This is a genomic window from Marinobacter sp. LV10MA510-1 (assembly GCF_002563885.1).
Classification (GTDB): domain Bacteria; phylum Pseudomonadota; class Gammaproteobacteria; order Pseudomonadales; family Oleiphilaceae; genus Marinobacter.
In genome coordinates, this window is the sequence record NZ_PDJA01000001.1 from 269,096 (window position 1) to 294,370 (window position 25,275).

The window sequence follows — 25,275 nt, forward strand, 5'->3', positions numbered from 1 at the left end:
AGAGTGAATTTAAGAGTGAATTCAAGAGTGGCTGGCGAGCAGATTAAAGAGCGCCCCGGCAAAAATCTGGGTGTCAGGGGTGGGGCCCGCTACCCGTGCCCGCTGCGAATGTGGCGTTTCATCGCAACGCTGTCAAGGTTGTCGGGTTTTGCGATTACTATATAGTAGACTGTTAATATACAAGCAACGAAGAGTGAGTGTGTAATGGACGTGCAGAAAAAAATTGAGGCAAAGTTGCATCAGGCTTTTAATGCCCAGGTGATGATAGTCGAGAACGACAGCCACAAGCACAACGTGCCGCCCAATTCGGAAACCCATTTCAAGGTGACCCTGGTGTCACCGGCATTTGTGGGGCAATCAAAGGTGAAGCGCCACCAGGCGATCTATCAAGTGCTGGCTGCAGAACTGGCCGCTGGTGTGCATGCGCTGGCCATGCACCCCTTTACGCCTGAGGAATGGGCTGCGCAAAATCAATCCACACCCGATTCCCCAAACTGTCTGGGCGGCTCGAAAAACGACCCCGGGGCAAGCTTTAACAAGAGGGCTGATTCATGAGTCAGTTTTTTCAGGTTCATCCGGATAATCCGCAAAAGCGCCTTATTAATCAGGCGGTGGATATTCTTCGCAAAGGCGGCGTTATTGCGTACCCGACCGACTCGGGCTATGCGTTAGGCTGCCATTTGGGTGACAAATCTGCTTCTGACCGCATCAAACGCATTCGCAAGTTGGACGACAAACACAACTTTACCTTGGTCTGCAGAGACTTGTCAGACATTGGCACTTACGCCAAGGTCGACAACTCCACCTACCGCCTGCTGAAAACCTACACGCCCGGTGCTTACACCTTCATTCTGGACGCCACCAGCGAGGTGCCGCGGCGTTTGTTGCACCCCAAGCGCCGTACCATTGGCGTACGTGTTCCTGACAACGTGATCGTGCATGCACTTTTGGGGGAGTTGGGCGAACCCATCATGAGCAGCACGTTGATACTGCCCGGCGAAACTGAGCCGATGACTGATCCGGAAGACATCCGCGATGCGCTGGAGCACGAGCTGGATTTGATTATTGACGGTGGCTTCTGCGGCATGGAAGCCACCACGGTGGTCAACTTCACCAGTGGCAGCCCGGAAGTGACACGGGTAGGCAAGGGCGACCCGTCGCCGTTTGAGTAAGTTTATTCCACATCAGGCCCGAGCGTTGAAGCTTAAGGCGTAATCGCGGGCGGTGTTGACCGGGGCCGCTGACACGGCTCCGGCGTTGCGGCGCAGCGAGTCGTAGCGGTGCACCAGGTCTTGCAGGCCGTTGAACTGCTGGTTCTCGCTGACCAGTGTGTTCAGTAACGAGTTGTTCACGCCGTAGGCCTGTCCCAGCTTCAGAGCGTTGTCCATAAAGTGCAGCGTGGGTTCGTTCACACTCATGCGCCGGAACGCATCCTGAAACGCGGTGTTTACGTTCAGGTCCCCAGCAATGCGTGCAAACGCCGGGTTCTGGCCTTTGCCTTCGACCGCGATGTTTCCCTGCCCGTCATTTTTGATGTGAATCGCCGTTGCCGGGGGCATGTTGTACTCGGCAATTTTGTGCCGCAGTGTTTCTCTGATAAAGGCAAGATCCTGCCCGACGCTTTTTTTGTAATCGGTAATCGCGAGCTTGCTTACCTTGCGTGTCGAGTCGTCTTCTTTGCTTCCGGAAGGGGTGAACCTGTCTGCCCCGGGCTGCGCATGCAGCTCTGCTTTGCCCTGAGCACGGCTGCCATTGCCAACTGGCGGAGCAGGTGGACGTTTTTCCAGCGCCGTGTGTAATTCGCTGCCGGCACGAAGCAGGGTAGACAGTAGTGACATGACGGTGCCCTCCAGCAGCAGTGTCGAGTTTGGCGTACGAGGTTTGTAGCCACTGTAATCATTTAAGCAAGTAGCGGGCCAGCTCGCGTTTGACGTGATCGCACGTCAAATTGACTTGGATCCAATGAACTCCAAGGGGTTTTGCGGTAAAGTTCGCCGTCTTTTGGCCGTCACCCTATAACAAGCAGCGCCGGTTGAAGTTCCTGATTCGCGCCCCCGCGTCTTTGCGGCTTGAATGCCCGTTGTCGTCAAAGCCATCTACAAGCCAGGTTAACTATGAAAAAACACTATTCCATTCGCTTTATGCTTCTTTTGGCACTCGCGACGGCGTTTTCACTGGTGCTCGCGTTCACCGTATTTTTTAGCGCACAGTCCCAGCGTGAACACGTGGAGGAATTCAGCCATAAATATGTAGACGGCTTGGCGAAATCTTACTTTGATGCGCTCAACACCATGATGGTGACGGGCACCATCAATAATCGTGAAATTCTGCGTGAGAAGACGATGGCGCCGGAAGACGTGCTGAACGTGCGAGTGGTGCGCAGCGATCACCTGAACCGGATTTATGGCAGCGGTAACAGCGCAGAACAAATGCGTGGCCCGCTTGACGAGAAAGCGCTGGCCGGTGAGCGTATTGAGCATTATTCCAGCAACGAAAACGGCCGGGTCTACACACTGATTGAGCCGGTGGTTGCGATGGCAGATTATCAGGGTGTGAATTGCCTGGGGTGCCACCAGGCTCAGGAAGGTGATGTGCTGGGAGCTATCCGTATCGAATATTCCCTGGCTGAAACCGATGCACGGTTGCAGGCGCAATTGCTAACCAGCGCGGGCATTCAGGCAAGCCTCTTTTTGGGGGTATTTGCGATTACCGCATGGGTGTTGGGGCACTTGGTGTTTTCGCGCTTGCGCCGCTTGCGGGACCGCATGGATGAGATATCCAGTAACTCGGATCTGACCCTTGAGCTGGATGTGGTGCGCAACGACGAAATTGGCTCAGTGTCCCGCGCGTTCAACCGCATGATCAGTAAAATGCGAGACAGCATGAACCAGGTTATGCTGAGTGCCGAGCATGTTGAACAAGCCGCGCGTGATATTGCCAGCAAGGCCGGCGCCAGCGAACGGGAGGTGTTGAGCCAGCGCGACAACACCGACCAGGTGGCCAGTGCGACCACGGAAATGGCGGCATCAGCGCTGCAGGTGCGGGAAAGCGCCATCACCACCACGCAAAAATCGGCGGCTACGGCCGAAGCAGCCGGGCTGGGCGAGGAGCTTGCGCAAAGTGCGGTTGGCGGCATTGAGGCATTAAATGCCGAGGTGCAAAACGGTGCCCAGCGTATTGAAGCTTTGAACCAGCGCACCGCGAAAATGACGACGATGCTGGAGACCATTTCCAATATTGCTGATCAAACCAATCTGCTGGCATTGAACGCGGCCATTGAGGCAGCGCGAGCTGGCGAAGCCGGCCGCGGATTTTCTGTGGTTGCCGATGAAGTGCGGGCTCTTGCGTCGCGGACCCAGGTGTCTACGGCTGATATTCGCGACACGATTGACGGCCTGAAAGAAGAGGTTACGGATTGCTTGTCGACTATGCGCGGTGCGTCAGACCGGGCCAGCCAGCAGGTAGATGCCATTTTGAAGGTACAGGCCGAGCTGAAAATTATTGCCCAGGCTACCCGTGAAATTACCAGCCTGAACCAAGAGATGGAAAGCGCGGCTAACGAGCAAAGCAACGTGTCTGATGCCATCAATCAGAACGTGATTGAAATCAGCCGGTCTGCCGAGCAAACCACACTAGAAGCTCAGCAAACCGCGCAAATAGCGGCTGAATTGCTGGTAATGGCCGAAAACCTGCGCCAGACAATTGATCAGTTCAAGCTGACGCCAGGGGCTATTTAGCCTAGGTCAGGAATGACTTAACCGATCAGCAAGCGGTTGAGGATATAGCCGCCAACGGTCAGGAAAGCAAACAGACAGCCCGCCAGTATCAGCGGGCGCAGCCCGGCACGGCGTATCGCAGACACCTGTGTGCTCAGGCCCAGAGCAGTCATCGCCATGGATAGCAGGAACAGGTCAACATGGCGAATGACATTGGTGGCCATGGCGGGCATGGCAATCACAGAGTTAACCGCAGCCGCCGCCAGGAACAGAGCGGCGAACCAGGGAATGACCAGCTTCTGCCGTTCCTTTTTGCCACCGCCGGCGTTTGTTTTGCGATTTGGCAGGCGTACGTTGGCCAGAATAAGCAGGAAAGGCGCCAGCATCATTACCCGTACCATTTTTTCAATGATGGCGCTGTTAGCCGCTTCAGTGCTGATAGCTTGGCCCGCCGCAACCACCTGCGCAACCTCATGAATGGTCGAGCCCACGTAAATACCATACTGGTGTTCTGTCATGCCCAGTAGCGGATACATCAATGGGTAAAGAAACATACTGATGGTGCCAAAAATCACCACCGTTGCGATAGCAACGGATACCTGATCGCTTCTGCCTTTTACCACGGGCTCTGTCGCCAAAACTGCAGCCGCACCACAGATAGAAGCGCCTGCGCCGATTAAAATAGCCGTTTCTTTTTCCATCTTCATCCAACGCCGGCCAATCAGCTGCGCCAGCGCAAAGGTAGAGGCAATCATGATGGCATCCAATAGCACACCGTTAGCGCCAACTGCGCTGACTTGCTGAAAAGTGATGCCAAAGCCGTAAAGAATAATCCCGAGCCTTAGCAGCGAGCCCTTTGCCAAAAATATGCCATCGGCCAGAATAGCGGGTTGATTGCGCAGCACCGTATTGCCCGCCACAATGCCAAGAACGATCGCCAGCGTAAGCGGGCCCATGCTCATACTCTGAAACCAGGATTGTTGGGCCAGAACAAACGCGGCGCCAGCCATTAGGGCCACTAGCGCAAGGCCCGGCAAAATCTGCTTTTTGGGGGTTCCTGTTGTTATATCTTTGGTGTCTGTTAGTGCTGTGTGTTGCTCTGCAGTATTCACCTGCATTCTCCGGATAGCGTTGAGATGGCGCTACTTTACGCCCACGTTATGACGTGATCGAATATGCTTTTATTAAACGCTTATAAGCTGAGGTTATATAGTGCTGAATCTGCATCTGATGAGGATTTTTTACACGGTGGTGCAGGAGGGCAGTTTTTCCGGCGCGGCGACTGTCTTGCACATCAGCCAACCTGCGGTGTCTCAGGGCGTGCGTGAGCTGGAAAGCCAGCTGGGGCTGACGCTGGTGGACCGTATCCAGTCGCGCAAAAGCCAACATGGTCAAAAAATTCAGCTGACCGCCGGTGGTAGCGCGGTATTTGATCACGCTCGCGGTATTTTTGCCTTGGAAAAAGCCGCCGTGGATGACATAGAAGCTCGGGTAGGCGCACACATTGGCAACCTGACGTTGGGCGCGAGCACCACCGTGGCCGGTTATTGGCTGCCGGCGGCAATGGCCGGGTTTGCGCGCCGGTATCCCGGCATTAAAGTGAACGTGCGCGTAGCAAACACCCGGGTAATCAGCGAGTGGCTGTTGGATTGCCAGTTGGATCTGGCGATCGTTGAAGGCGATGTGGAAGACCCACGGATTGAAAGTCGCCATTGGCGTAACGAAGGCTTACTGCTGGTGTCCGGTGCAGAGTGGGCGCAGGGCGAAGGCGTACTGGAGCGAATGAACAGTGGCTGCTGGATTCAACGGGAAGAGGGGTCTGGCACGCGCTCGGTGTGCGATCGCTTGCTCGCAAGCCTGGGCGTTTTACCAAAAACCACCTTGCAGATAGCGTCAAACGAGGGTATCGCCCGGTGTGTTACCAACGGTATGGGGTTTGCGCTCTTGCCCAGGGTGGTCGTCAGCGAACTGCTGGAATTAGAACGGTTACAGGAAGTGGTACTACCCGGTGCTGAACATTTGAGCCGGTCACTTTGTGAATTGCGATTCCGTGACCGCCCTTTGTCGCCATCGGCCCAGGCGTTTGCTGACATCTTGCACAACAAAGCCTAGGCGATAAACGGGCGCTGGTTAGTAAGGCGCGGGGCAGGCTTATTTCTGGCGCTGGACCGAAATGATCTTCAAGTGCAGGTTTTTGCGACCGCGCACCGGCCATTCGATGGATTCGCCCACGCTCAAACCCAACAGCGCCGAACCCGCGGGGGCCAAAATGGAGATTTTACCTTCGCCGTCGCCCATTTCGTGGGGGTAGACCAGGGTTAACTGGTGCTCTTTTTTGCTGTCTTCGTCTTGAAAACGCACAGCTGTGTTCATGGTAACCACTGTGTCGGGCATATCTGCCAGCGGCACCAGGGTTGAACGGCTGAGCTCTTCATCCAGCGCGGCAGCGGTTTCTGAGTCACCCTGTTTTTCAATCATGCTAGACAGTCGGTTAAAATCTTCTTCAGCAACCAGAATCGCTGGCAATTCAGACATCGTAATCTCCAGAAAATAAAAAGTGTAAAGCAATGCAGAGATAAAACGCCAAACCCGGCGTTAAAAAGCGGATTCAGCGAACAGTAACACGCACAAAAAATAGCCCCACACATCAGCCTGGCGGAAGATGTGAAAGTACGAATAGTTCAACTTTAGAAAGAATTTGCTCCCAACAGGGCCTTTTACGCGGGAAAACAGTGAAATTTTGGGCTAGAAAAGCTCTCAATCAATCTATAACCTTTTGCCAATTTCCACAAGCCTTGCACGGTTGAATTTGTGACTGGTTTTTGCGGGAAATATCGGTAGCTTATTGCTCGGCTCCAAAACACAGCGAAATAATTCAGATATCTACATTATGATCGAACTCATTATTCTAGCGTTGGCGCTCAGCATGGACGCCTTCGCCGTTGCTATTGGCCTGGGCTCGAAACGAATGAGGAGCAGCGCCTCGTTGGCGCTGATTGTGGAACCTGGCTGGAAAGCAAAGCCGAGTTCTTGGGAGGCGTTGTGCTCATTCTGATCGGCTTTAAAGTGCTTCTGTTTTAGTGGTTGTGTGCCACACCAACAGCTGATTGTTGGCGGGCATGGTGTGGTCTTGCGCCAGAACCATACCGTGGCTTTGTGCCAGTTCGATCAAGGTCTCAATATTGCGAATGCCCATGTGCGCCGCGTGGCTTCGAAGGTGCTGGTCAAAACTCTGATTGCTGGCGCTGGTAAAATCGCCGTTGTATTTGAACGGGCCGTAAAGACAGAACTGCCCGCGTTCTTCGTTCCCCAATGGGGCTGAATCCGCCAGGCCTTTGCCCACGCCCGCAAACATCGCTTCGACTTCGTGCCAGGCCATAATGTGGGCGGTGTTGGCCGAGAACACACCGTTAAATTCCGGCACCGGCCAAGGCTCCTGACTAACGTTCAGTGCGATGGGATTTCCAATATTGGGCAGCCTGGCATCGTCCAGCCAGGGCTGGCACAGTTGGTAATGACTGGGGTGGTCACTGGTTTGCCAATAAAGATGGGGCAGGTGAGTGGCGAAGTGCACTGCGTGTTGCCCGGTCCCGCTGCCTATCTCCAAAACGTTGGCTGGTGTTTTGAAAACCCGTCGCAGCACGTCGAGTATTGGCCATTTGTTGTTTTCGCAGGCTTGCGAAAAAGGCTTCTCCGGATGCATGGCGTGTCCTTGTGAGCGTTGGGAATAAAGCGATCTGACCAATGTGTAAAGATACATCGCAGAGCGAAGGGCGTAAAAGCACTATGCGCACTCTACAACAATGCCACTTATCTTTTTCACAGCAATGGCACCTAACTGAAGGAACCCGATTTTATGACCTCACCCCAGCTTTCTCTGACGCAAGAACGCGCCCGCGCGGCACTTCAAAATTTGTTTGTGGCTGACTCCCTGGCCATGCCTGTGCACTGGTATTACCGGGTGGGCGATATCTTTGCTGCGTTTCCAAACGGCGTTGGCGCTTTTGAGGCGCCGCCAGAATGGCATCCGTCGTCTATTATGTCTCTGCACTCTACCGCTCAGGGTGGCCGCAAAGCCTCGGCCAAGGCTGCGCCAGATGTGGTGGGTGACGTCATCCTGAAAGGCCGTCGCCAACACTGGGATCGCGCGAACGTGCATTATCATGTGGGCATGGCTGCGGGCGATAATACCCTGAACGCCCACTGTGCCAGACTGCTGATGCGCACCTTGGCAGAGGCTGAACAGAGCCGTGGCCATGCAGAGGGTGTCGCAAGTGGCTCAGAGAATGACGGTAAAACGCAGGGCAGTGTCTACAGCGTGGACGATTTTGCCGCTCGCTATATCGATTTCATGACTGCGGATGTGCCACAACATCCGGACACTTACGCTGAATCCTACCATCGCGGATTTTTTCACAACTACGCTCAGGGATTGCCACCGCGCAAATGCGGAGCAGTAACCCACGACACCGCATCGGTTGGCGGCTTGGTCACCATCGCGCCGCTGGCGCTGCAAAGCCTGTTAAAAGACCTGCCAGTAGAGCAAGTGCAAGCACAATGTCGGGAACACTTGTTTCTAACCCACCCCAGCGACGAGCTGGGGTGGGTCTGTGATGCTTACGTAAGCCTGATAGCGCAGCTGTTGCTGAGGCCGGACGGTGAACAGCCCACCAATGAGCAACTGCTGCAATCTGTTGCGGCGCGTACGTGCAAAGCGCTATTGGCCGCGATTGAAAAGCAGGCGCCAGATTCCGACGTGGTGGGCCGCATGCTATCCCCCGCGTGCTATATTTCCGATTCCTGGCCCGCGTTGTTGTACTTCTTGTGCCGCTACCGCGATCAACCCCAACAAGCATTGCTGGCCAACACTCACGTGGGTGGCGACAATGTTCACCGCGGGGCTGTGCTGGGCGTTCTTCTGGGCTTGTTGCACGGCCAAAGCGAGCACGTGTGGTTTTCGGACCTAGTAGATGCGCAAGCCATTGATCAGGAAATTCTGCAATTAGTGACCGCGAATTGATCTCATCGCGGTTAAAAAGTCATAATTTTCAAGGTTTTTAATGCAAAAGCGACTGATTCACCGACGCCTGACAATTTTTCTCCAGATTATTCTGGTTGCCGAAGTAGTGGCCGCCATCTGGCAGCAGCAGTGGATGGCCATGGTGCTTACCATCGGCATTTTGCTGATTACTCTGGCGCCACTGCTTATCGGTCGCTTTTTTCGCGTTTTTATACCGCCTGAATTTGTGCTTCTCGCCATCATATTTGTGTTCGCGTCGCTGTTTTTAGGGGAAGTACGCGATTACTACACCCGCTATTGGTGGTGGGATATTGCCTTGCATACCTGTTCCGGCTTCTTGCTCGGCATTGTCGGCTTTTTGCTGGTGCACGTCATGAACGAAGTGGAAGACATTAATCTGCACATGCGTCCCGGGTTCGTCGCCTTTTTTGCTTTTCTGTTCGCCGTAGCCATCGGCGCCCTGTGGGAAATCTTTGAATTTGCCATGGACACCTTGTTTGGTATGAATATGCAAAAACCCATGCTGGGCGACCCCTCGGGCCTGACCGACACCATGTGGGACCTGATCGTAGATACCTTGGGTGCGCTGGTCATCTCGATTTTGGGCTATCGGTATGTTAGAACCGGCAAGAACGAATCGTTTCTGGAGCGCTGGATACAGGATTTTGTAAAAGGAAATCCCAACATGTTTAATCGGGACGAATAGCATCCGTGTGACCAGCGCTTTGACGGCATGGTGATAGATTACCGTTTTAAATCACCTGCACAGCAAAGCCTAAGCGGCGCAGTTAAACCGGAAAAACAGGGTAATCATGCAGCACCTTGATCTTGATGTCATTGATCATGCTTTTAACTGGAGTAAGTGCGGAAACACTGTTTGGCTGTGCACCGTACTGGCGACTTATGGCTCCTCTCCCCGCGCTCCGGGCGCCATGCTGGTGGCCCGTGAAGATGGCCGACATGTGGGTTCGCTTTCTGGCGGTTGTGTGGAAGAAGACTTTTTAGGACAGCTGCAGGCCGGACGGTTTTCTTCACCCAGCGAGATTATTTGTTACGGTGATAATGAGGCAGACAAAGAGCGTTTAAAGCTGCCTTGCGGTGGCGTACTTGAGGTTCTGGTTGAGCGCTTGCGGCCCTCCGAAGAACACCAGCAACAGTTGTATCAACTGCAACAATCGTTGCTTGGGCAGCAGCGTTGCATGCGAACAGTCAACCTGGACACGTCAGACGTCAGCCTTCTGCCAGACACGGGCGAGGGTCCCCGAGTAGAGAGGTCGGGGGCCATTGTGCGAGTCAGAATCGGCCCGGTGCGCCGACTGGTGATTGCGGGTATTTCGCCAGTATCAGTAGCCTGTGCGGATTTTGCCAAAACATTGGGTTTTGAGGTGGTTGTTTGTGACCCCAGGGAAGATGTGTTGTCTACGTTTGATGTTTCAGGTGTGAATGTTCAGCCGGTGTTAGCGTCTTTATACCTTGCGCGGCATGGCTGCCATGCCGAAACGGCTATCGTGGCTTTATCCCATGATCCGCGCATTGACGATTTAGCGATGATTGATGCGGTAAAAACGCCTGCTTTTTATATTGGAGTTATGGGCTCTGAGAAAACCTCGGCAACCCGGGCTGAGCGATTACGCCGATCCGGAGGGCTTAGCCAACAGGAAGTAGCCCGCATTCACATGCCGATAGGGCTGAATATTGGCAGTAAAACACCCGCCGAGATCGCGCTGGCCGTGATGGCCGACATTGTTCGGATTTATTATGGCCGGGATAAATAATATGGAGACGCCTATAGGGGTAGCCAATGACGATGTGATTGCCATTGTGCTGGCCGCGGGCCGTTCAAAACGATTTGGTTCTGATAAACGCCTGACACCTTTCGCGGACGGCGAGACTTTGTTGAGCCAGACCCTGTCTGCCGTGCTTCCTAACTTTTCGCATACTTATGTAGTACTGAAAGCAGAAGATGACCCGAAGGCGTTGTTATCTCCGACGTATTTACAACAAGTGCAGATCCTGCGAGCCCCTCATGCCGACTGTGGCTTGGGCAGTAGTCTTGCCGATGCCTTTCAGGTGCTTCAAGATGCTCACGGACTTGCGGCAGCCATTTTTCTGGGCGATATGCCCTGGTTGTTGCCCGCAACATGCCAGAACTTAATCGCTGTCGCGACAGCAGAAAACATTGTCCGTCCACGGTATAAAGGCCAGGCAGGGCACCCGGTTATCTTTGGCCGCAATTTTTGGTCAGAGTTGCAACAGGTAAAAGGAGAGGAAGGGGCGCGTGAGTTGTTTAAACATCGTATCCAACACTGCATCTGGGTGGACGTTGATGATCCTGGAGTGGCATTGGATATTGATTACCCCGCTGATCTTCCACCTAAAGAAATCGCGCCAACCTGACGGCGCCCCGGGAGCCTCCGCCCACCGTGGTCGTCCAAAGGTTCATGCTGGCCGTCGGTTTCCCGGTACGCCTTTGGGCTGCGTCATCTCTGTGTGCCACCTCATCTAGACGGCAGGTTTCAAACAGATCCAGTACCGCCTGTTCGGCCTCGCGATGAGCGCACGTGCTGAGTGATTGGATCTGGGCCTGATAATGCAGATCAACAAACGTTTCGACGGCTTCAATGGTGGCAAAAACGGCGTTTTTGCCCGCTAAAGAAGGCAAAAATCCAGTCAGAAACCCTGCAAATCGCCATAGCGGCAATATAAGGCTGCGGCGGTAGCAAACACTGATGTCATCGAACATACCTAGGTGTTGCTGTTCGGTCTGCAGATGTTCTTTCGCGAACTCCAGTAGTGCACCGGTCGGCCTTGCGGCCAGAATGCCACGATATATCCATACAGCACCGGTTTCGCCCGCGTGACTGCAGCGCAGCTCTTGCTGGAATTGGCGGCTTACGCCGGTCCTCGCGAGATTGTCCTTATGCTTCTGATCAATTCGTAATGGGGTCATGAGTGTGTCGTTTTGTTGATGTCCAGGAGATTACGAACGAAGCTTGCCGGGCGATGACTCTACTTTGATTGAGGCGCTTATATCTGGGCCATGGGCGGCGCTAGCGCTCTTGCGCCAGAAAAACCACTAACTGGGCACGGCACGCTGTTTGAGCTGGTCGATTGCGCCATTTGGTAGCGGTTGACCCGGTAAAACCTGGCATGCGCATAAGTAAGTCGGGGAATAATTTGAGGTTTGCTACTCGCATCGTTACATTGGGGTTGTCGGAAATTCGGGCTATTTTGTGTAAAGTTTAGAGTCGATCCGCTCAAATATTGACCATCTTTTGAGTGGAGTACACAAGAGCGCGCAAATAGAATGGAAGGCAGTAACAGGTATCGAATCTCTTTCACCTCTGGCAGCCTTTATTATCGTGAATCGATTCTTCTGGCCGGCCGATGAAAATGATGTAGATCGTTACTTAGCGTTCCTGTGTAAAGCTTTGCTGCAAAAAATCCAGCAAAGCCGCAAGCCGCAGATATTGAGTGGTAAATTTAAAGGGTGGCTATGAATAGCGCAGAGCGAGATATTCTTGAACTGATTCACCGAGGTGAAAATCTGACTGTCGAGTTCAAGAGCGACGTAAGAAGCCTGCCTGATCGGGATCTGGTCGCGGCTGTCGTGTCCCTTGCCAACACGGAAGGGGCGACCTGTTCTTGGGCGTAGAAGACGACTGCTCTATTACTGGCCTGCATGCCAACCACCGAAACGTGACCGGGCTGCCCGCTCTGATCGCCAACAAAACCATCCCGTCGATGGCTGTTCGTGTTGAGTCCGTCGAGCTAGAAGGGCAGTTAATTGCCAGAATTCACGTACCCAAGTCTCGACAGTTGGTGTCCACTTCAGACGGTTTGTTGCAAAGGCGCCGCCTGAAAATGGACGGCAGCCCAGAGGCAGTACCTTTCTACCCCCACGAATTTGTGCAGCGCCAATCCAGCCTTGGCGTCACCGACCCCTCCGCGCTGCCGCTGGAAAACTTAGCGGTTGAAGACCTGGACCCTATTCAGCGTATCCGCATCCGCAACGCCATCAAGAAATACGGTGGCGACCAAAGCCTGCTGCCGCTGGCGGATGAAGAGCTGGACGCTGCTCTGGGGCTGACTGTGACGGTAAGCGGCAAGCGTTACCCGACAGTGGCGGGTTTGCTGCTGCTGGGCAATGAAATGCAGCTGCGTCAACACCTGCCGTCCCATGAGGTGGCATTTCAAGTGCTGCGTGGCACCGATGTGCTGGTCAACGAGTTCTACCGCAAGCCACTGCTGGAGACCTTTGAGGAGGTCGAGCTGCTATTCCGGGCCCGGGTTGAGGAGGAAGAAATTCAGATTGGCTTGTTCCGCGTGCCCATCCCCAATTTTGATCGGCGAGCTTTCCGCGAGGCTTTTGTAAACGCGCTTGTGCATCGCGATTACAGCGCGCTGGGTGCGGTACACGTGAGGCTGGATGACGATGGCCTGAGCATCAGCAACCCCGGCGGCTTCGTAGAAGGCGTTAACCTGGATAACCTGCTGGTAGCCGACCCCCGGTCGCGCAATCCGTTATTAGCTGACATCATCAAACGCATCGGCCTGGCCGAGCGCACCGGTAGGGGCATTGATCGGATCTTTGAGGGCATGCTCCGTTATGGGCGCACCGCCCCGGATTACTCCATGTCGTCCGCTTATACCGTCGCCGTGCGCATGAGCGCTGCGGATGCAGACGCCGATTTTCTGCGCATGATCGTTCAACGCGAGGAACAAACCGGCACCGCCATGCCCATCGACAGTTTAATAATTCTGTCTCGGCTGCGTAATGAGCGGCGGTTGAGAACAATGGACTTAGCTAGATCCGTGCAAAAGCCAGAAACTGTGGTTCGGGGCACCTTGGAAAAGCTGGTGGAGGCCGGCATGGTGGAAGCCCATAGCACGGGCAAAGGCCGCACTTACACCATGAGCGCGAAGGTGTATCAGGGCGCTGGCCAGAAAGCGGCCTATGTGCGCCAAGTCGGTTTTGACCCCATCCAGCAAGAACAAATGGTGCTGAGCTTTATCGATACCCACGGTAGCGTAAAGCGAGCGGATGTGATTGAACTTTGTCATATCAGCCCAGACCAGGCTTATAGGCTATTAGCGAAGCTGAAGAAAAAAGACTGGATTAAGCAGGCTGGCGAGCGCAAAGGAGCGATTTACGAGCGCACGCGTTAATTTATGCGCTGAGCGCATATATATACGCATATTTTATGCGACAGCGTAAATAAGCCCCTCTATTAGAATGAATCAGAGCTAAGTTAAGCATTACTGGAAATCGTATAAATTAAAAAAAAATCGTTCAGCTCGCCCGTCGCAGTCTGATCGGACAGGTCAGCGCCAAACTTAAGATGGTGGTAGCCTTTATATAACGCTTTATTTATCAACGTAGTCGCGAAATACCCCATCCAATTGACTCAAGTGGAGCGGGAGCGACTTCCCTAACATTTGGGTGGGGATGGATAGCGTGACCTCGACAGAGGTCTTGTCTTAGCAGAAACACTGTGGTTATATACAGTATGACTGAGTTCACCAAAACCCTCAAAGTCCGAGTTTGGGACAAACACGCTAATGTGCTGCGCCGTCAGGCCGCGGCTGTTAACAGTGTGTGGAATTTTGTGAATGAACTCAGTCATCGCAGCATTCGGGAGAGAGGACAGTTTCTGTCGGCCTTCGATCTTCATCCTTATACCAAGGGTGCCGGCAAGCTTCTAGGCCTTCACAGCCAAACACTTCAGGTCGTTGCCCAGGAATACGTCACACGCCGCAAGCAGTTCCGAAAATCCAAACTCGCGTGGCGTAAAACCCACGGGGTTCGCCGGTCGCTCGGCTGGGTGCCAGTGAACACCGGCGCCGCGGTTTGGAGCAACGGGCAGGTTCGGTTCCACGGTCAGCATTATCGGGTCTGGGACAGTTACGGTTTGTCTCAGTACAAATTCCGCTCTGGCTGCTTTTCTGAGGACGCCCGAGGTCGGTGGTATTTCTGCGTGGTTGTCTCGGTAAAACCCGATCGCCGGTGCGGTACCGGCAGCGTGGGTTTGGATCTCGGCCTGAAGACCACGGCCACGCCCAGTTCCGGCGAGCCGCTACAAGCGGGTCGCTTTTATCGAGATCAGGAAGAAAAGCTGGCGGTAGCCCAGCGGGCGAGAAACAAGCAGCGGGTGAAGGCGATTCACGCCAAGATTCGCAATCGGCGGCACGATGCCTTGCACAAATTCAGTCGTGAGCTGGTCAATAACAACGGCCTGATCGTTGTCGGCAATGTGTCCAGCTCCGGCCTGGCAAAAACCACTATGGCCAAGTCGGTGCTCGACGCTGGCTGGTCCACATTGAAAACCCGGTTGTTATACAAATGCGAGAGCGCAGGCGGGGTTTTTCTGGAAGTTGATGAACGGTACACCACCCAGACTTGCTCGTGTTGTGGCTCTTTGAGCCCCAACAGTCCGAAAGGTAGAGCAGGCTTTGGAATAAGAGAATGGACCTGTGAGTGCGGTGTTACTCACAACCGCGATTCCAATGCGGCCAGGAACATTCTCGCGCTTGGGCATAAGCGCCTAGAGGTAGGAATCCCCTTCCAAAAAGCCGGTTAGGCGTTTGGTGGGGGAGGATGTCAATTGGTTGTCGGTAAGTTTGTTTAGAGCGCGGCGCACTGAGTAACGCCTCGGTTTTAGCTACCCGGTTTGGCGCAAATGTCTAGTAGCCACAAAAAGCGTGTATAGCCAGCTAGCGTTGAAGCGTTCAAAGAAAATGCTAGGATTTGCTAGGGGCTGTTGACAATTCACATCGGCAGCCAGAGAAATGCACAAGCCAATGACACAATGCTCTCATAGTTACGAGTCAGTTTGTCATATCGGGTGGCGACGGCCCGATACTGCTTGAGCCTGGCAAACGCATTCTCGACCAGGTGTCTGAGCTTATACAAATGCCAGTCGAGCCCCTTGTTTCCCTTTATCGAGTTTTTCCTTCTGGGGATAATAACGCTCATTTCGAGGGCTTCTGCCTCAGCGCGTATCGTCTGACTGTCGTATCCTTTATCGGCTATGAGTATCTGTGCACCTTCAACTTTTTTGATGAGCGCGGGCGCTTCTGTACAGTCATTGATGTGCCCGCCTGTGATGGTGAATACGTGTGGCAGACCGTAAGCATTGATGGCCAGATGGACCTTGGAGGTGTTGCCAGCCCTGCTTTTACCGATATTCTCGTCGTAGCCACCCGCGGCTCCGGCACTGTGCTGGTGTGCTTTCACATAGCTGCCATCAATGAAGACCCATTCCAGATCGGAGTCTGTTTTCAGCACGTTGAAGAGCTTTTTCCAGATGCCTTTTTTCGACCAGTGATTGAACGCCTTGTAGATGGAATTCCACTCGCCGAAATGCTCTGGCAGATCTCTCCAGGGTATGCCAGTACGCATTCTGAACAGAATGCCTTCGACTGTTTTGCACAGACCTACCTTGTTATACAGACTGAATTGAAGCAATATTTCTCTTAGCTTGGACCACAGCTCCTCTGTGAGCATGAATCTGGGCATTGCGGGCTCGTATGATTATTGTTTCGGAACTTCATTATACGAGCTTGCTCTTACCTTTCAAAAGACTTACGAGCAATTGTCAACAGCCCCTAGGGGCACTTAACTTGATTAAGAACAGGCAATTATGGGGCGGTGTCGTTTTTAGCGAATTTGCAAATGGTGCCCTCGGCAGGACTCGAACCTGCTACCTTCCCCTTAGGAGGGGGACGCTCTATCCAGATGAGCTACGAAGGCATAATGCCAAGAAGGGCGGTATGATAACGGGCTGAGGCGTGTGGCTCAAGGCTTTGCGCGGGTTGTTTATTTTTGGAAGCGGTGCGATCAATACTGTGATGACGGATTTGAAAGCGGATGTAAGGTTGAGTGTGATCGTGCCGGTGTGGAATGAGGCTGCTGCGATTGGCGCTTTGTTGCAGTCGCTGCAGCCGCTGCGGGCTGAAGGCCACGAGGTGATTGTGGCAGATGGCGGCAGCACCGATGGCACGCAAGACTTGGCTCGGTTTGGCTGTGACCAGCTGGTGAGTTTGGAGTTGGGGCGCTCGGCGCAGATGAACGCGGGTGCTGCGGTCGCCCAGGGTGAGGTGTTGGTGTTTCTGCATGCCGATACGCAGTTGCCTGCGGATGCCTTGCAGCAATTGCAGGCGTTTTGGCCAAGGCCGAACGTGTGGGGGCGATTCGATGTGCGTTTAAGTGGCTCGCGACCGTTGTTTCGTGTGATTTCCTGGTTTATGAATAAGCGTTCGCGGTTGACCGGTATCTGTACCGGCGATCAGGCGATGTTTGTGCGCCGCGATACTTTTGAAGCCCTCGGCGGTTTTGCACTCCAGCCGTTAATGGAAGATATCGAGTTGTCGCGGCGCCTGCGTGATGTGTCGCGCTCTTTCTGCATAGCAAGCCCGGTAATTACAGACAGCCGGCGCTGGCAACAACAAGGCGCCTGGGCAACGATTTTGCTGATGTGGCGGCTGCGCTGGCGCTATTGGCGCGGTGAGTCTGCTGAATCTTTGGCCCAAACCTACCGATCGGATGTCCGTAATGCCTAATAATGAAAACAACTCTGCCCAGCCGCTGGTAATGCAGTTCGCCAAATGGCCTGAAGCCGGCAAGGTAAAAACTCGTTTAATACCCGCACTGGGCGAGCAGGGGGCTCTGGCGGCGCACTGCCAGTTAACTCTGGCGGTGCTGGATAATTTGTTGGCGACGGCTTTACCACTGCAGCTGTGGTGGGACTGTGATCGTGCGCCCCCGGCAGAAGCAGCTCAAGTGTTGAAAACATTGCAACAGCACTCCGTGCAGCAACGTTTCCAGAGCGACGGCAATCTTGGTGATCGCATGGCCGCGGCTTTGAGCGGTGCTTTGTGTAGCAACACAGTCGCTATGATTGTAGGCAGCGATTGCCCGTCAGTAGATGCCGATTATGTTCTTCTGGCGGCTGACAAACTGTTTCACGTTGATGTGGTGTTGGGGCCATCGGAAGACGGCGGCTATGTGTTGATTGGCGCGCGCAAAGTGGTGCCTGGCATGTTGGATGGCATTCACTGGGGTAGCGAGCATGTTCTGCGGCAAACCTGCGAGAAACTCGAAAGTGCGGGGCTGAGCGTTGGTTTGTTACCCATGCGCTGGGATGTGGATGAAGCTGAAGACTGGCAGCGATTTCAGCGTGAGTTTGTTGGCTGAAATCGCTGCCAGTTTTAGTACAAGCGCCCGCGGCTTCTCTCAGATAAAGAGCTGTTAGCCCTCGGTGACCGGCGGCTGGGCTCTGAGTTTTTGCATTTGTTCGTCTGCATTGTCGTGATTTGCTGACGCGGTCTTGTCTGCTTCTGAATCTACGTCTGCGCTTACGTCTGTAATCTGGCCTTCCGAGGTGACCAGTAACGCCCGCTCACGTTGTTCCAGGGCGGTGTGGAAAGTGCTTTGCAATTGCGCCAGGCTGACATTTTCAATCGCCGTAACCAATTGCTCGCGGGAGTCGAAGTTGCTGTTGCCGCGATCAATTTCATGCCAGAAGCGCCCGGAGATATCGCCCAGCTGGCGGTCTTGCTCCAGTATGCCGCTGATAACGGCCTGCTTTTCCTGCTCCAAATCCTTGCTCCCAAGACTTGCCAGGGTACTGGCAAAGCTTTCCATAAACTCGTCCACAGCGGCATTGATAGCCTGCGGGCGAGTGTCTGGAGATTGCACGACTAATGCGATCGCCGGGGTTTCCAGCATTTCAAATGACGTTGCGTACACAATGTAGCCCAGTTGGCGCTGGGTGCGAATGTTCTCGTAGAACGGGCTACGGATAATTTGAGTGAGTAGCCGATATTGCGCGCGCTCTGCCAGGCTGGTACTCGGGCCTTGCAGGTACAAGGTGTAGCCGGTATCCGGGTGGCTTATGTCCATATTCACGCGGGTTTCGCCTGCGGGAATCTGGCGTATGCGGCTGCGTTCTACGTTCGTGTACTGGCTGTTGGCCATGATCAGACCCCGTGCCTGTTGGGCCATGTTCAGCGCAGACGCGGCGCTGAGGTTGCCGTGAACCAGCATGACAGGGTCCAGGCCGGTCATTAGCTGTTGCTGGAAGGCTTGAAGGTCATTCAGGGTGACTTCTTGAGCGGCTTTTAGCTTGTCTTCGGTCTGCCAGGCGCTCTCAAGAAGTGCGGTTTGAATATAGTCGGCAATCTGTTCGCTAGGGCGATTACGGGATTGATTCACCAGGCTGTCCACAAGGTTCTGGCGCGCGATGTCAAAGCGTTGTTGGGTCAGTTCCGGGTTAGCTACCTGTTGCAGAATCTGGCGTAGCAGCGTGCTTGTTTGGTCGCTGTAGCCACCCACCCTCAGTGTTAATCCACGTAGATGGGGGTAAATGCTGTAGTCCAGCCCGGCCAAGCGCGCGGAATAGGCCCAGGCGTTCAGGTTGGTATTCAGGGCGTCGGTCAGCAGTCGCAGCAGCACCGCGTTGCGGGCGGACTCCTGTGCCAGGGGCGTGCGCAGGCTCAGGTATACGTTGGCTTTGGGGGTGCCGAAACGGGTATCCTGAGCGTACCAGAGTTCAATTCCGCCACTATTATTGGCACTATTATTGGCACTATCATCGCCACCAGCACTCAACAGTTGTTCGGGCTGGTTCATGGTGTTGCCACTGAGCATGGCAAGGTTTTCCGGTATGAAGGGGTTGGCTTGCGGTAGCGCAAGCTGGCTAGCCAGGGCGGCGTTGGCGGGTTGGTTCAATTGTTGAGCACTCAAGGGCTCCTGCTGCCACTGGGCGTTATACCACTGGGTAGCGCGAGCCTCGCCCAGATCGGGTTCGGGTTGCAGCACAAACAGCAGCAGGTTATCTGGAGTGAGTTGCTCAAGAATCTCGCGGTACTGGTCGGGCGCATAGCTTTCCAGCAACCACGGCGCGCGCAGTATGTCGGCTGCCGGATAGTGTTGCAGTTGCCCGGCCAGGCGCATTACCTGATGTACGGGGTCGCTTTTTTCGTTAAAGCGGAAATCAATGTCGGCCAATTTGCGCATTTCTTCAAAACGTTGCTCACTGAGGCCGTTGTCGCGCACTTTGTCGATGTAGGCGAACACCAGCGGAAGAATGGTGTCTTGCTGCTCCAGGCCTTGTTTGGTAAGGGCCATGGAGATTTCCAGTGTGGCGCCATCGCCGGTGTCCATTCCCAGGCCCGCCGACAGGCTTTCGGCCAGTCCCGCGCGTTTCAGCACGTCAAACAGGCTGCCCGGGCCCTCATGGCCCAACAGGTTGGTCACGTAGCGCGCGGGCTTGGTGCGGAATTGGTCCTGCTGTGAGGCAATAGGGAATACCAGGGACATGTTGCGGATGTCTTTCAGCGACGCCACGGTCACTTTTGTGGGTAGTTGCTCACGATCAACCAAAGGCGCGCGGTGGCGCTTCTGCATCAGTTTGCGGTCTTCGATGGCGTCAAAGCGGCCGCGCACAAGTTGTTCCAGGCGATCCAGTGATTGCGGCCCGTAAACTGCCAGGTTCATTAAGTTGGCAGAGTAATGTTGCTGCCAAAATTTGACCAGGTCTTCACGCAACGGCCGTTGTTCGCTGTTTTCCAGTGTGGTCAGATTACCCACGGCAAACTGGTGAAAGGCGTGCTCGGCAGGCGTAACCGCTTTGCGAACTGAAAAAAAGCGGCGGCCGTCTTCCTTGAGTTTGGAACTGTATTCGGAATGCACCGCGTTGCGTTCGCGATCTACCAGTTCAGCGGTGAACAGGGGCGCGGAGAATTGCTGGGCGAAACGGTCCAGAGCCGGCTCTAGAAATTCGGCCTGTATGTCAAAAAAGTAGTTGGTGTCCTGAAACGCGGTGAAAGCGTTGTGGCTGCCGCCGTGGCTGGCGATGAACTGCTGGTACTCGCCGGGTTCAGGATATTTCTCGGTGCCCAGAAACAGCATGTGTTCCAGGAAGTGAGACAGGCCCTCACGATCGGCGGGGTCGTCACCGCTGCCAACGGCTACATTCAAAGACGCAGCGGCTTTGTCTGCACTTTTGTCTGACACCAATAACACTCGCAGGCCGTTATCTAATTGCAAATAACGATACAGGTTGGCGTCGTTGGGGCTTTTTGTTGGTTCCTGGGCGGCAAGGCTGAATGAACTGGCGAATAACAGACATAAGAAGGTCAGGGCTGCTGGCCAGAATCGGTTTCGGCGTGGTAGCCGCATCAGGGTAGGCATCATTTCAGTGCATCCTTGTTTTGCCGTGGGTCTGGGGTTGCTGATTTAAGGTTTTTCGCGCCAGGTCAGCGGCTTTGTCTGCGCTGAGCTCGCCAGAAGCAATGCGTTCCAGTACTGTTGCCATAACCGCAACAGTCTGTCGCTGGCTTTTGAATTCGGCCTGAAAAGCGGTGTCTATGGCTTCGTAAACGGCCTGAATTTTTTGCTCCCGATCGCCCGCTTTGGCGGCGGTGTCGTTGATGGCTTTCAGGCAGGCGCGTGCGATGGCAATGTAGCGCTCGGCGTTGGGGTTTTTCTGGGACATGAAGTTATTCCAAACAACAGATACGATGGATAACAGACGCGGGTGTGCGTCGAAAGTTCCCGATTATCGCATTGATGGCCGCGGGTTGCTAAAACCTCAATGCCTTGGGTCTTTATACGCAAATACTGCTATAACTTATTTTTACAATAACGTAACCATTAGGGCGGATAATGCATGAATTATTTTGTAACAGGCGGCACCGGGTTTATCGGTCGGTTTTTGATAGCCAGGTTGCTGGCGCGCGGCGCCATCGTTCATGTGCTCGTGCGTGAGCAGTCGGTGCAAAAGCTGGCGGACCTGCGGGAGAAGCTGGGCGCTGATGAAAAACAGATCAAGGCGGTGGTAGGCGATTTGACGGCCCCGGGCCTTGGCCTTGATAAAAAAACATTGAAGCAGCTGAGCGGAAAGATTGATCACTTTTTTCACCTGGCGGCCATTTACGATATGTCGGCCAGTGAAGAATCACAGCAAGCCGCCAACATTGATGGCACTCACGCTGCCGTGGCCGCAGCCGAGGCACTTGGCGCCGGAATTTTTCATCACGTGTCGTCCATCGCGGTAGCCGGTCTGTTTAAAGGCACTTTCCGTGAAGACATGTTTGCCGAAGCCGGTAAGCTGGACCACCCTTACTTCAGCACCAAACACGAGTCTGAGCGGGTGGTACGCGACGAATGCAAGGTGCCGTTCCGCATTTACCGCCCGGGGATGGTGATTGGCGACTCCGCTACCGGTGAAATGGACAAGGTAGACGGGCCTTATTACTTCTTCAAAATGATTCAGAAAATTCGCGGCGCGCTGCCCCAGTGGGTGCCCACCATAGGCCTTGAAGGCGGCCGTCTGAACATTGTGCCGGTGAATTTTGTGGCGGATGCGTTGGACCATATTGCCCACCTGCCAGGCGAAGACGGCAAGTGTTTCCATCTGGTGGATTCTGACCCGTACAAGGTGGGTGAAATACTCAATATGTTTTGTGAGGCGGGCCATGCACCCAAAATGGGCATGCGTATTGATTCGCGCATGTTCGGATTTGTGCCACCGTTTATTCGCCAGAGCCTGAAGAATTTGCCGCCGGTGAAGCGTATGAGTCGCGCTCTGCTGGATGATCTGGGTATTCCTGCATCGGTGCTGTCTTTTATCAATTATCCCACCCGCTTTGATGCCCGCGAAACCGAGCGCGTGTTGCAGGGCACCGGCATAGAAGTGCCCCGCCTGCCAGACTACGCACCGGTGATCTGGGATTACTGGGAGCGCAATCTGGACCCGGACCTGTTCAAAGACCGCACTCTGCGCGGCACGGTGGAAGGTAAAGTGTGCGTGGTAACCGGCGCCACCTCCGGTATTGGTCTGGCGACAGCGGAGAAGCTTGCGGCCGCGGGTGCGATTCTGGTGATTGGAGCGCGCACCCAGGAAACCCTGGACCAAGTGAGCGCGCAATTGAACGCGCGAGGCGCCGATGTACATGCTTATCAGTGTGACTTTGCGAACATGGACGCCTGTGACCGGTTTATTCAAACCGTTAGCGAGAACCACGGTGCGGTGGATGTGCTGATAAACAATGCCGGCCGCTCCATACGCCGCTCACTGGACAAGTCCTTTGATCGTTTTCACGATTTTGAACGCACCATGCAGCTGAACTATTTTGGTTCGTTGCGTTTGATCATGGGCTTTGCGCCGGCCATGTTAGAACGTCGCCGTGGCCACATCATCAATATTTCGTCTATTGGTGTGCTGACAAACGCGCCGCGCTTTTCGGCCTATGTCGCTTCTAAAGCGGCACTGGATTCGTTCAGCCGTTGCGCCGCGGCGGAGTGGTCAGACCGGCACGTTTGTTTTACCACCATCAACATGCCGTTGGTGAAAACGCCGATGATAGCGCCCACTAAAATCTACGATTCTGTGCCCACACTGAGCCCGGAAGAGGCAGCGGACATGGTGGTGAATGCGATTGTTTACCGGCCCAAGCGCATTGCGACGCGGCTTGGCGTGTTTGCTCAGGTACTAAACTCGGTGGCACCCAAGGCGAGTGAAATTCTAATGAATACCGGCTACAAGATGTTCCCGGATTCGATGCCTAAAAAAGGCAAAGAGGTAAGCGCGGAAAAGGGTGCATCCGCCGACCAGGTGGCATTTGCAGCAATTATGCGGGGCATTCACTGGTAGCAGACATTATACGGGTAACAAAAAAGCGGCGGTGCATGAGCATCGCCGCTTTTTTTATACCGCAGCTTTTCATTCTGCAATTTTTTAATTCTGCAACAACACTATTCGAAAGGCGGGGGTGGAAAGCCCCCAAGTTCCTGCCAGCGATTAACGATACTGCAAAAAAGGTCTGCGGTTTTTTCCGCGTCGTAGGCCGCGGAGTGCGCTTCTTTACTGTCAAACGGGATGCGGGCCAGTTTGCAGGCCTGGGCCAACACAGTGTGGCCATAAGCCAGGCCGGCCAGGGTGGCGGTATCAAACGTCGAGAACGGATGAAACGGGTTGCGTTTGATGTCTGCACGCATGCTGGCGGCGAACACAAAGTTGTGGTCGAACGTGGCGTTGTGCCCCACAAGAACTGCACGTTTGCAGTCAAAGGCCTTCATCGCTTTGCGTATCGGACTGAATATTTCACTCAGGCCTTCGCGTTCCGGCACAGCCTCACGCTCTGGGTCCCACGGATCTATGCCGGTAAAGTCCAGCGATGACTGCTCGAAGTTAGCGCCTTCAAACGGGTCTATCTGCTGCAGGTAAGTTTCGCCACGGTGCAGAAAGCCGTTTTCGTCCATGGTGACCATCACCGCTGCTATTTCCAGCAAGGCGTCTTTGGCGGGGTTGAATCCGGCCGTTTCAACATCTACCACAACAGGAAGAAACCCGCGAAAGCGACGGGACATGGGGTGCGTTTGGCTGTTTTCTTCGGTCACTCAAACTCCAACGATGGCGCTATGTGAAAAGGTAATGTAATAAAGGATTACGCCAGGCGCCAGTAAATGGTTTCACCGGCGTTCAATGGCACGATGCTGCCACCGGCTAGCGGCAGCTCATCCGGCATGGTCCAGGGCTCGCGTACCAGGGTTATGGTGTCTGTGTTACGGGGCAGGCCATAAAAATCGGCACCGTTGAAACTGGCGAAAGCTTCGAATTTTTCCAGTACGCCCAATTCTTCAAATACTTGTGCGTACAGGCTGATAGCACCAAACGCCGAGTAGCAGCCGGCGCAGCCGCACGCCGTTTCTTTGCGGTCTTTGGCGTGGGGCGCGGAATCGGTACCCAGAAAAAACCGTTTGTCGCCGCTGGCCACTGCTTCACGCAGCGCCTGTTGATGGCGATTGCGCTTAAGAATAGGCAGGCAGAACAAGTGAGGCCTTATACCGCCAGCCAGCATGTGGTTACGATTGTACATCAGATGCTGGGGGGTGATGGTGGCCGCCAGATTGTCGCCTTGGTGCTGACGCACGAAGTCGGCGGAATCTGCGGTGGTGATGTGTTCTAAAACCACTTTCAAGGTGGGAAACGCCGCCAGTGTAGGCGCCAGAACCCGCTCCAGAAATACTTTTTCACGATCAAAAATGTCGATGTCGGCATCGGTCACTTCGCCGTGTACCAGCAGCAGCATGCCGCAATTGGCCATGGCCTCCAGTGCTGGAAAGATATTGGCCACATCGGTTACGCCGGAATCCGAGTTGGTGGTCGCTCCGGCCGGGTAAAGCTTGGCAGCCACTACGCCCTGGGCCCTGGCTTGTCGCACGCACTCTGGCGTAGTGGTTTCGGTCAGATACAAGGTCATCAGCGGTTCGAAATGGCTGTTGCCGGCCGCGTTACGAATACGCTTGCGGTAGGCCAATGCCTGGTCGGCAGTGGTCACCGGCGGTACCAGATTGGGCATGATAATGGCGCGGCCGAATACCGCAGCGGTCGCGGGTACCACGTCATTCAATATGGCGCCGTCACGGACGTGCAGATGCCAGTCGTCGGGGCGGGTAATCGTTAGTTGCTGGGTCATGATTGCGAGCCACTCATTAAAAAACCGATGCGTTTTAAAAACGTGAAAGATGCA

Annotated in this window: 24 protein-coding genes, 1 tRNA gene and 1 pseudogene; 15 read left to right on the plus strand and 11 right to left on the minus strand. The window is 54.4% G+C overall.

Annotation, left to right across the window (positions count from 1 at the left end):
• Nucleotides 1-204: 204 nt before the first annotated feature.
• Together ATI45_RS01260 and ATI45_RS01265 are read left to right on the plus strand one after the other, a co-directional pair.
• Complete coding sequence (locus tag ATI45_RS01260) at nucleotides 205-555, plus strand: BolA family protein (protein WP_098417938.1); 351 nt, start codon at nucleotides 205-207, stop codon at nucleotides 553-555.
• Nucleotides 552-1,172, plus strand: coding sequence for an L-threonylcarbamoyladenylate synthase (locus ATI45_RS01265; RefSeq protein WP_098417939.1), 621 nt, complete (start codon nucleotides 552-554; stop codon nucleotides 1,170-1,172). Before ATI45_RS01260 ends, ATI45_RS01265 begins: the two co-directional genes overlap by 4 nt.
• Nucleotides 1,173-1,184: 12 nt before the next feature.
• Here the strand turns inward: ATI45_RS01265 and ATI45_RS01270 are convergent, their stop codons facing one another.
• Nucleotides 1,185-1,838, minus strand: a complete 654-nt coding sequence (locus tag ATI45_RS01270; protein ID WP_098417940.1) for a hypothetical protein — start codon at nucleotides 1,836-1,838, stop codon at nucleotides 1,185-1,187.
• Between the two features lie 276 nt (nucleotides 1,839-2,114).
• Between ATI45_RS01270 and ATI45_RS01275 the strand changes: the two genes are divergently transcribed.
• Nucleotides 2,115-3,737 (plus strand): methyl-accepting chemotaxis protein, encoded by a 1,623-nt coding sequence (locus ATI45_RS01275; protein ID WP_098417941.1) that lies wholly within the window; start codon nucleotides 2,115-2,117, stop codon nucleotides 3,735-3,737.
• A gap of 17 nt (nucleotides 3,738-3,754) precedes the next feature.
• On the opposite strand, the gene ATI45_RS01280 is transcribed toward ATI45_RS01275, so the two are convergent.
• Nucleotides 3,755-4,828, minus strand: a complete 1,074-nt coding sequence (locus ATI45_RS01280; RefSeq protein WP_098421607.1) for a YeiH family protein — start codon at nucleotides 4,826-4,828, stop codon at nucleotides 3,755-3,757.
• A 100-nt stretch (nucleotides 4,829-4,928) separates the two neighbouring features.
• On the opposite strand from ATI45_RS01280, the gene ATI45_RS01285 reads away from it, so the two are divergent.
• Entirely contained in the window at nucleotides 4,929-5,828 is a 900-nt protein-coding gene (locus tag ATI45_RS01285) for a LysR family transcriptional regulator (protein ID WP_228706157.1), read from the plus strand.
• 39 nt (nucleotides 5,829-5,867) lie between these two features.
• Here the strand turns inward: ATI45_RS01285 and rnk are convergent, their stop codons facing one another.
• Complete coding sequence (rnk, locus tag ATI45_RS01290; RefSeq protein WP_018403333.1) at nucleotides 5,868-6,251, minus strand: nucleoside diphosphate kinase regulator; 384 nt, start codon at nucleotides 6,249-6,251, stop codon at nucleotides 5,868-5,870.
• Nucleotides 6,252-6,725: 474 nt separating this feature from the next.
• Here rnk and ATI45_RS23220 point away from each other — a divergent pair, with 474 nt between their 5' ends.
• Nucleotides 6,726-6,797, plus strand: a complete 72-nt coding sequence (locus ATI45_RS23220) for a hypothetical protein (protein ID WP_416376600.1) — start codon at nucleotides 6,726-6,728, stop codon at nucleotides 6,795-6,797.
• Here the strand turns inward: ATI45_RS23220 and ATI45_RS01300 are convergent.
• Nucleotides 6,778-7,419 carry a DUF938 domain-containing protein gene (locus ATI45_RS01300; protein ID WP_098417942.1) on the minus strand — a complete coding sequence of 214 codons (642 nt, stop codon included), beginning with the start codon at nucleotides 7,417-7,419 and terminating at the stop codon, nucleotides 6,778-6,780. The two genes, ATI45_RS23220 and ATI45_RS01300, sit on opposite strands and share 20 nt — an antisense overlap.
• Before the next feature lie 153 nt (nucleotides 7,420-7,572).
• On the opposite strand from ATI45_RS01300, the gene ATI45_RS01305 reads away from it, so the two are divergent.
• The 4 genes from ATI45_RS01305 to ATI45_RS01320 all read left to right on the plus strand — a co-directional run bounded on the left by ATI45_RS01305 (nucleotide 7,573) and on the right by ATI45_RS01320 (nucleotide 11,133).
• Nucleotides 7,573-8,736: an ADP-ribosylglycohydrolase family protein gene (locus tag ATI45_RS01305; protein WP_098417943.1), complete on the plus strand. Its 1,164-nt coding sequence runs from the start codon at nucleotides 7,573-7,575 to the stop codon at nucleotides 8,734-8,736.
• Between the two features lie 40 nt (nucleotides 8,737-8,776).
• Nucleotides 8,777-9,442: a hypothetical protein gene (locus tag ATI45_RS01310; protein WP_098417944.1), complete on the plus strand. Its 666-nt coding sequence runs from the start codon at nucleotides 8,777-8,779 to the stop codon at nucleotides 9,440-9,442.
• Between the two features lie 106 nt (nucleotides 9,443-9,548).
• The gene (locus ATI45_RS01315; RefSeq protein ID WP_098417945.1) at nucleotides 9,549-10,511 is read left to right on the plus strand and encodes an XdhC family protein; all 963 of its coding nucleotides are present in this window, start codon (nucleotides 9,549-9,551) and stop codon (nucleotides 10,509-10,511) included.
• On the plus strand, nucleotides 10,495-11,133 hold the full coding sequence (locus ATI45_RS01320) for a nucleotidyltransferase family protein (RefSeq protein ID WP_098417946.1): 639 nt from the start codon (nucleotides 10,495-10,497) through the stop codon (nucleotides 11,131-11,133). Before ATI45_RS01315 ends, ATI45_RS01320 begins: the two co-directional genes overlap by 17 nt.
• Here the strand turns inward: ATI45_RS01320 and ATI45_RS01325 are convergent.
• Nucleotides 11,111-11,686 (minus strand): demethoxyubiquinone hydroxylase family protein, encoded by a 576-nt coding sequence (locus ATI45_RS01325; RefSeq protein ID WP_098417947.1) that lies wholly within the window; start codon nucleotides 11,684-11,686, stop codon nucleotides 11,111-11,113. The two genes, ATI45_RS01320 and ATI45_RS01325, sit on opposite strands and share 23 nt — an antisense overlap.
• 325 nt (nucleotides 11,687-12,011) lie before the next feature.
• Here ATI45_RS01325 and ATI45_RS22140 point away from each other — a divergent pair, with 325 nt between their 5' ends.
• From ATI45_RS22140 to ATI45_RS01335, 3 genes and pseudogenes are all read left to right on the plus strand, one after another.
• Complete coding sequence (locus ATI45_RS22140; protein WP_179888176.1) at nucleotides 12,012-12,236, plus strand: hypothetical protein; 225 nt, start codon at nucleotides 12,012-12,014, stop codon at nucleotides 12,234-12,236.
• Nucleotides 12,233-13,905 (plus strand): annotated as a pseudogene (locus ATI45_RS01330) (ATP-binding protein). Before ATI45_RS22140 ends, ATI45_RS01330 begins: the two are co-directional and overlap by 4 nt.
• Before the next feature lie 341 nt (nucleotides 13,906-14,246).
• Nucleotides 14,247-15,317, plus strand: a complete 1,071-nt coding sequence (locus tag ATI45_RS01335) for an RNA-guided endonuclease InsQ/TnpB family protein (RefSeq protein WP_098417948.1) — start codon at nucleotides 14,247-14,249, stop codon at nucleotides 15,315-15,317.
• A 188-nt stretch (nucleotides 15,318-15,505) separates the two neighbouring features.
• On the opposite strand, the gene ATI45_RS01340 is transcribed toward ATI45_RS01335, so the two are convergent.
• Both ATI45_RS01340 and ATI45_RS01345 read right to left on the minus strand, forming a co-directional pair.
• The gene (locus ATI45_RS01340; protein ID WP_098417949.1) at nucleotides 15,506-16,255 is read right to left on the minus strand and encodes an IS5 family transposase; all 750 of its coding nucleotides are present in this window, start codon (nucleotides 16,253-16,255) and stop codon (nucleotides 15,506-15,508) included.
• A gap of 157 nt (nucleotides 16,256-16,412) precedes the next feature.
• Nucleotides 16,413-16,489 (minus strand) — tRNA-Arg (locus ATI45_RS01345).
• Nucleotides 16,490-16,551: 62 nt separating this feature from the next.
• Between ATI45_RS01345 and ATI45_RS01350 the strand changes: the two genes are divergently transcribed.
• Both ATI45_RS01350 and ATI45_RS01355 read left to right on the plus strand, forming a co-directional pair.
• Nucleotides 16,552-17,298 carry a TIGR04283 family arsenosugar biosynthesis glycosyltransferase gene (locus tag ATI45_RS01350; protein WP_098417950.1) on the plus strand — a complete coding sequence of 249 codons (747 nt, stop codon included), beginning with the start codon at nucleotides 16,552-16,554 and terminating at the stop codon, nucleotides 17,296-17,298.
• Complete coding sequence (locus tag ATI45_RS01355) at nucleotides 17,291-17,932, plus strand: TIGR04282 family arsenosugar biosynthesis glycosyltransferase (protein ID WP_098417951.1); 642 nt, start codon at nucleotides 17,291-17,293, stop codon at nucleotides 17,930-17,932. Before ATI45_RS01350 ends, ATI45_RS01355 begins: the two co-directional genes overlap by 8 nt.
• Nucleotides 17,933-17,986: 54 nt before the next feature.
• On the opposite strand, the gene ATI45_RS01360 is transcribed toward ATI45_RS01355, so the two are convergent.
• Together ATI45_RS01360 and ATI45_RS01365 are read right to left on the minus strand one after the other, a co-directional pair.
• On the minus strand, nucleotides 17,987-20,935 hold the full coding sequence (locus ATI45_RS01360) for an insulinase family protein (RefSeq protein ID WP_098417952.1): 2,949 nt from the start codon (nucleotides 20,933-20,935) through the stop codon (nucleotides 17,987-17,989).
• Nucleotide 20,936: 1 nt separating this feature from the next.
• Nucleotides 20,937-21,236 (minus strand): hypothetical protein, encoded by a 300-nt coding sequence (locus ATI45_RS01365; protein WP_018403832.1) that lies wholly within the window; start codon nucleotides 21,234-21,236, stop codon nucleotides 20,937-20,939.
• Nucleotides 21,237-21,410: 174 nt separating this feature from the next.
• Between ATI45_RS01365 and ATI45_RS01370 the strand changes: the two genes are divergently transcribed.
• Entirely contained in the window at nucleotides 21,411-23,396 is a 1,986-nt protein-coding gene (locus ATI45_RS01370; RefSeq protein WP_098417953.1) for an SDR family oxidoreductase, read from the plus strand.
• 101 nt (nucleotides 23,397-23,497) lie between these two features.
• On the opposite strand, the gene rnt is transcribed toward ATI45_RS01370, so the two are convergent.
• Together rnt and pyrC are read right to left on the minus strand one after the other, a co-directional pair.
• The gene (gene rnt / locus ATI45_RS01375) at nucleotides 23,498-24,142 is read right to left on the minus strand and encodes a ribonuclease T (protein WP_018403821.1); all 645 of its coding nucleotides are present in this window, start codon (nucleotides 24,140-24,142) and stop codon (nucleotides 23,498-23,500) included.
• Nucleotides 24,143-24,189: 47 nt separating this feature from the next.
• Nucleotides 24,190-25,221 (minus strand): dihydroorotase, encoded by a 1,032-nt coding sequence (gene pyrC / locus ATI45_RS01380; protein WP_098417954.1) that lies wholly within the window; start codon nucleotides 25,219-25,221, stop codon nucleotides 24,190-24,192.
• Nucleotides 25,222-25,275 lie beyond the last annotated feature (54 nt).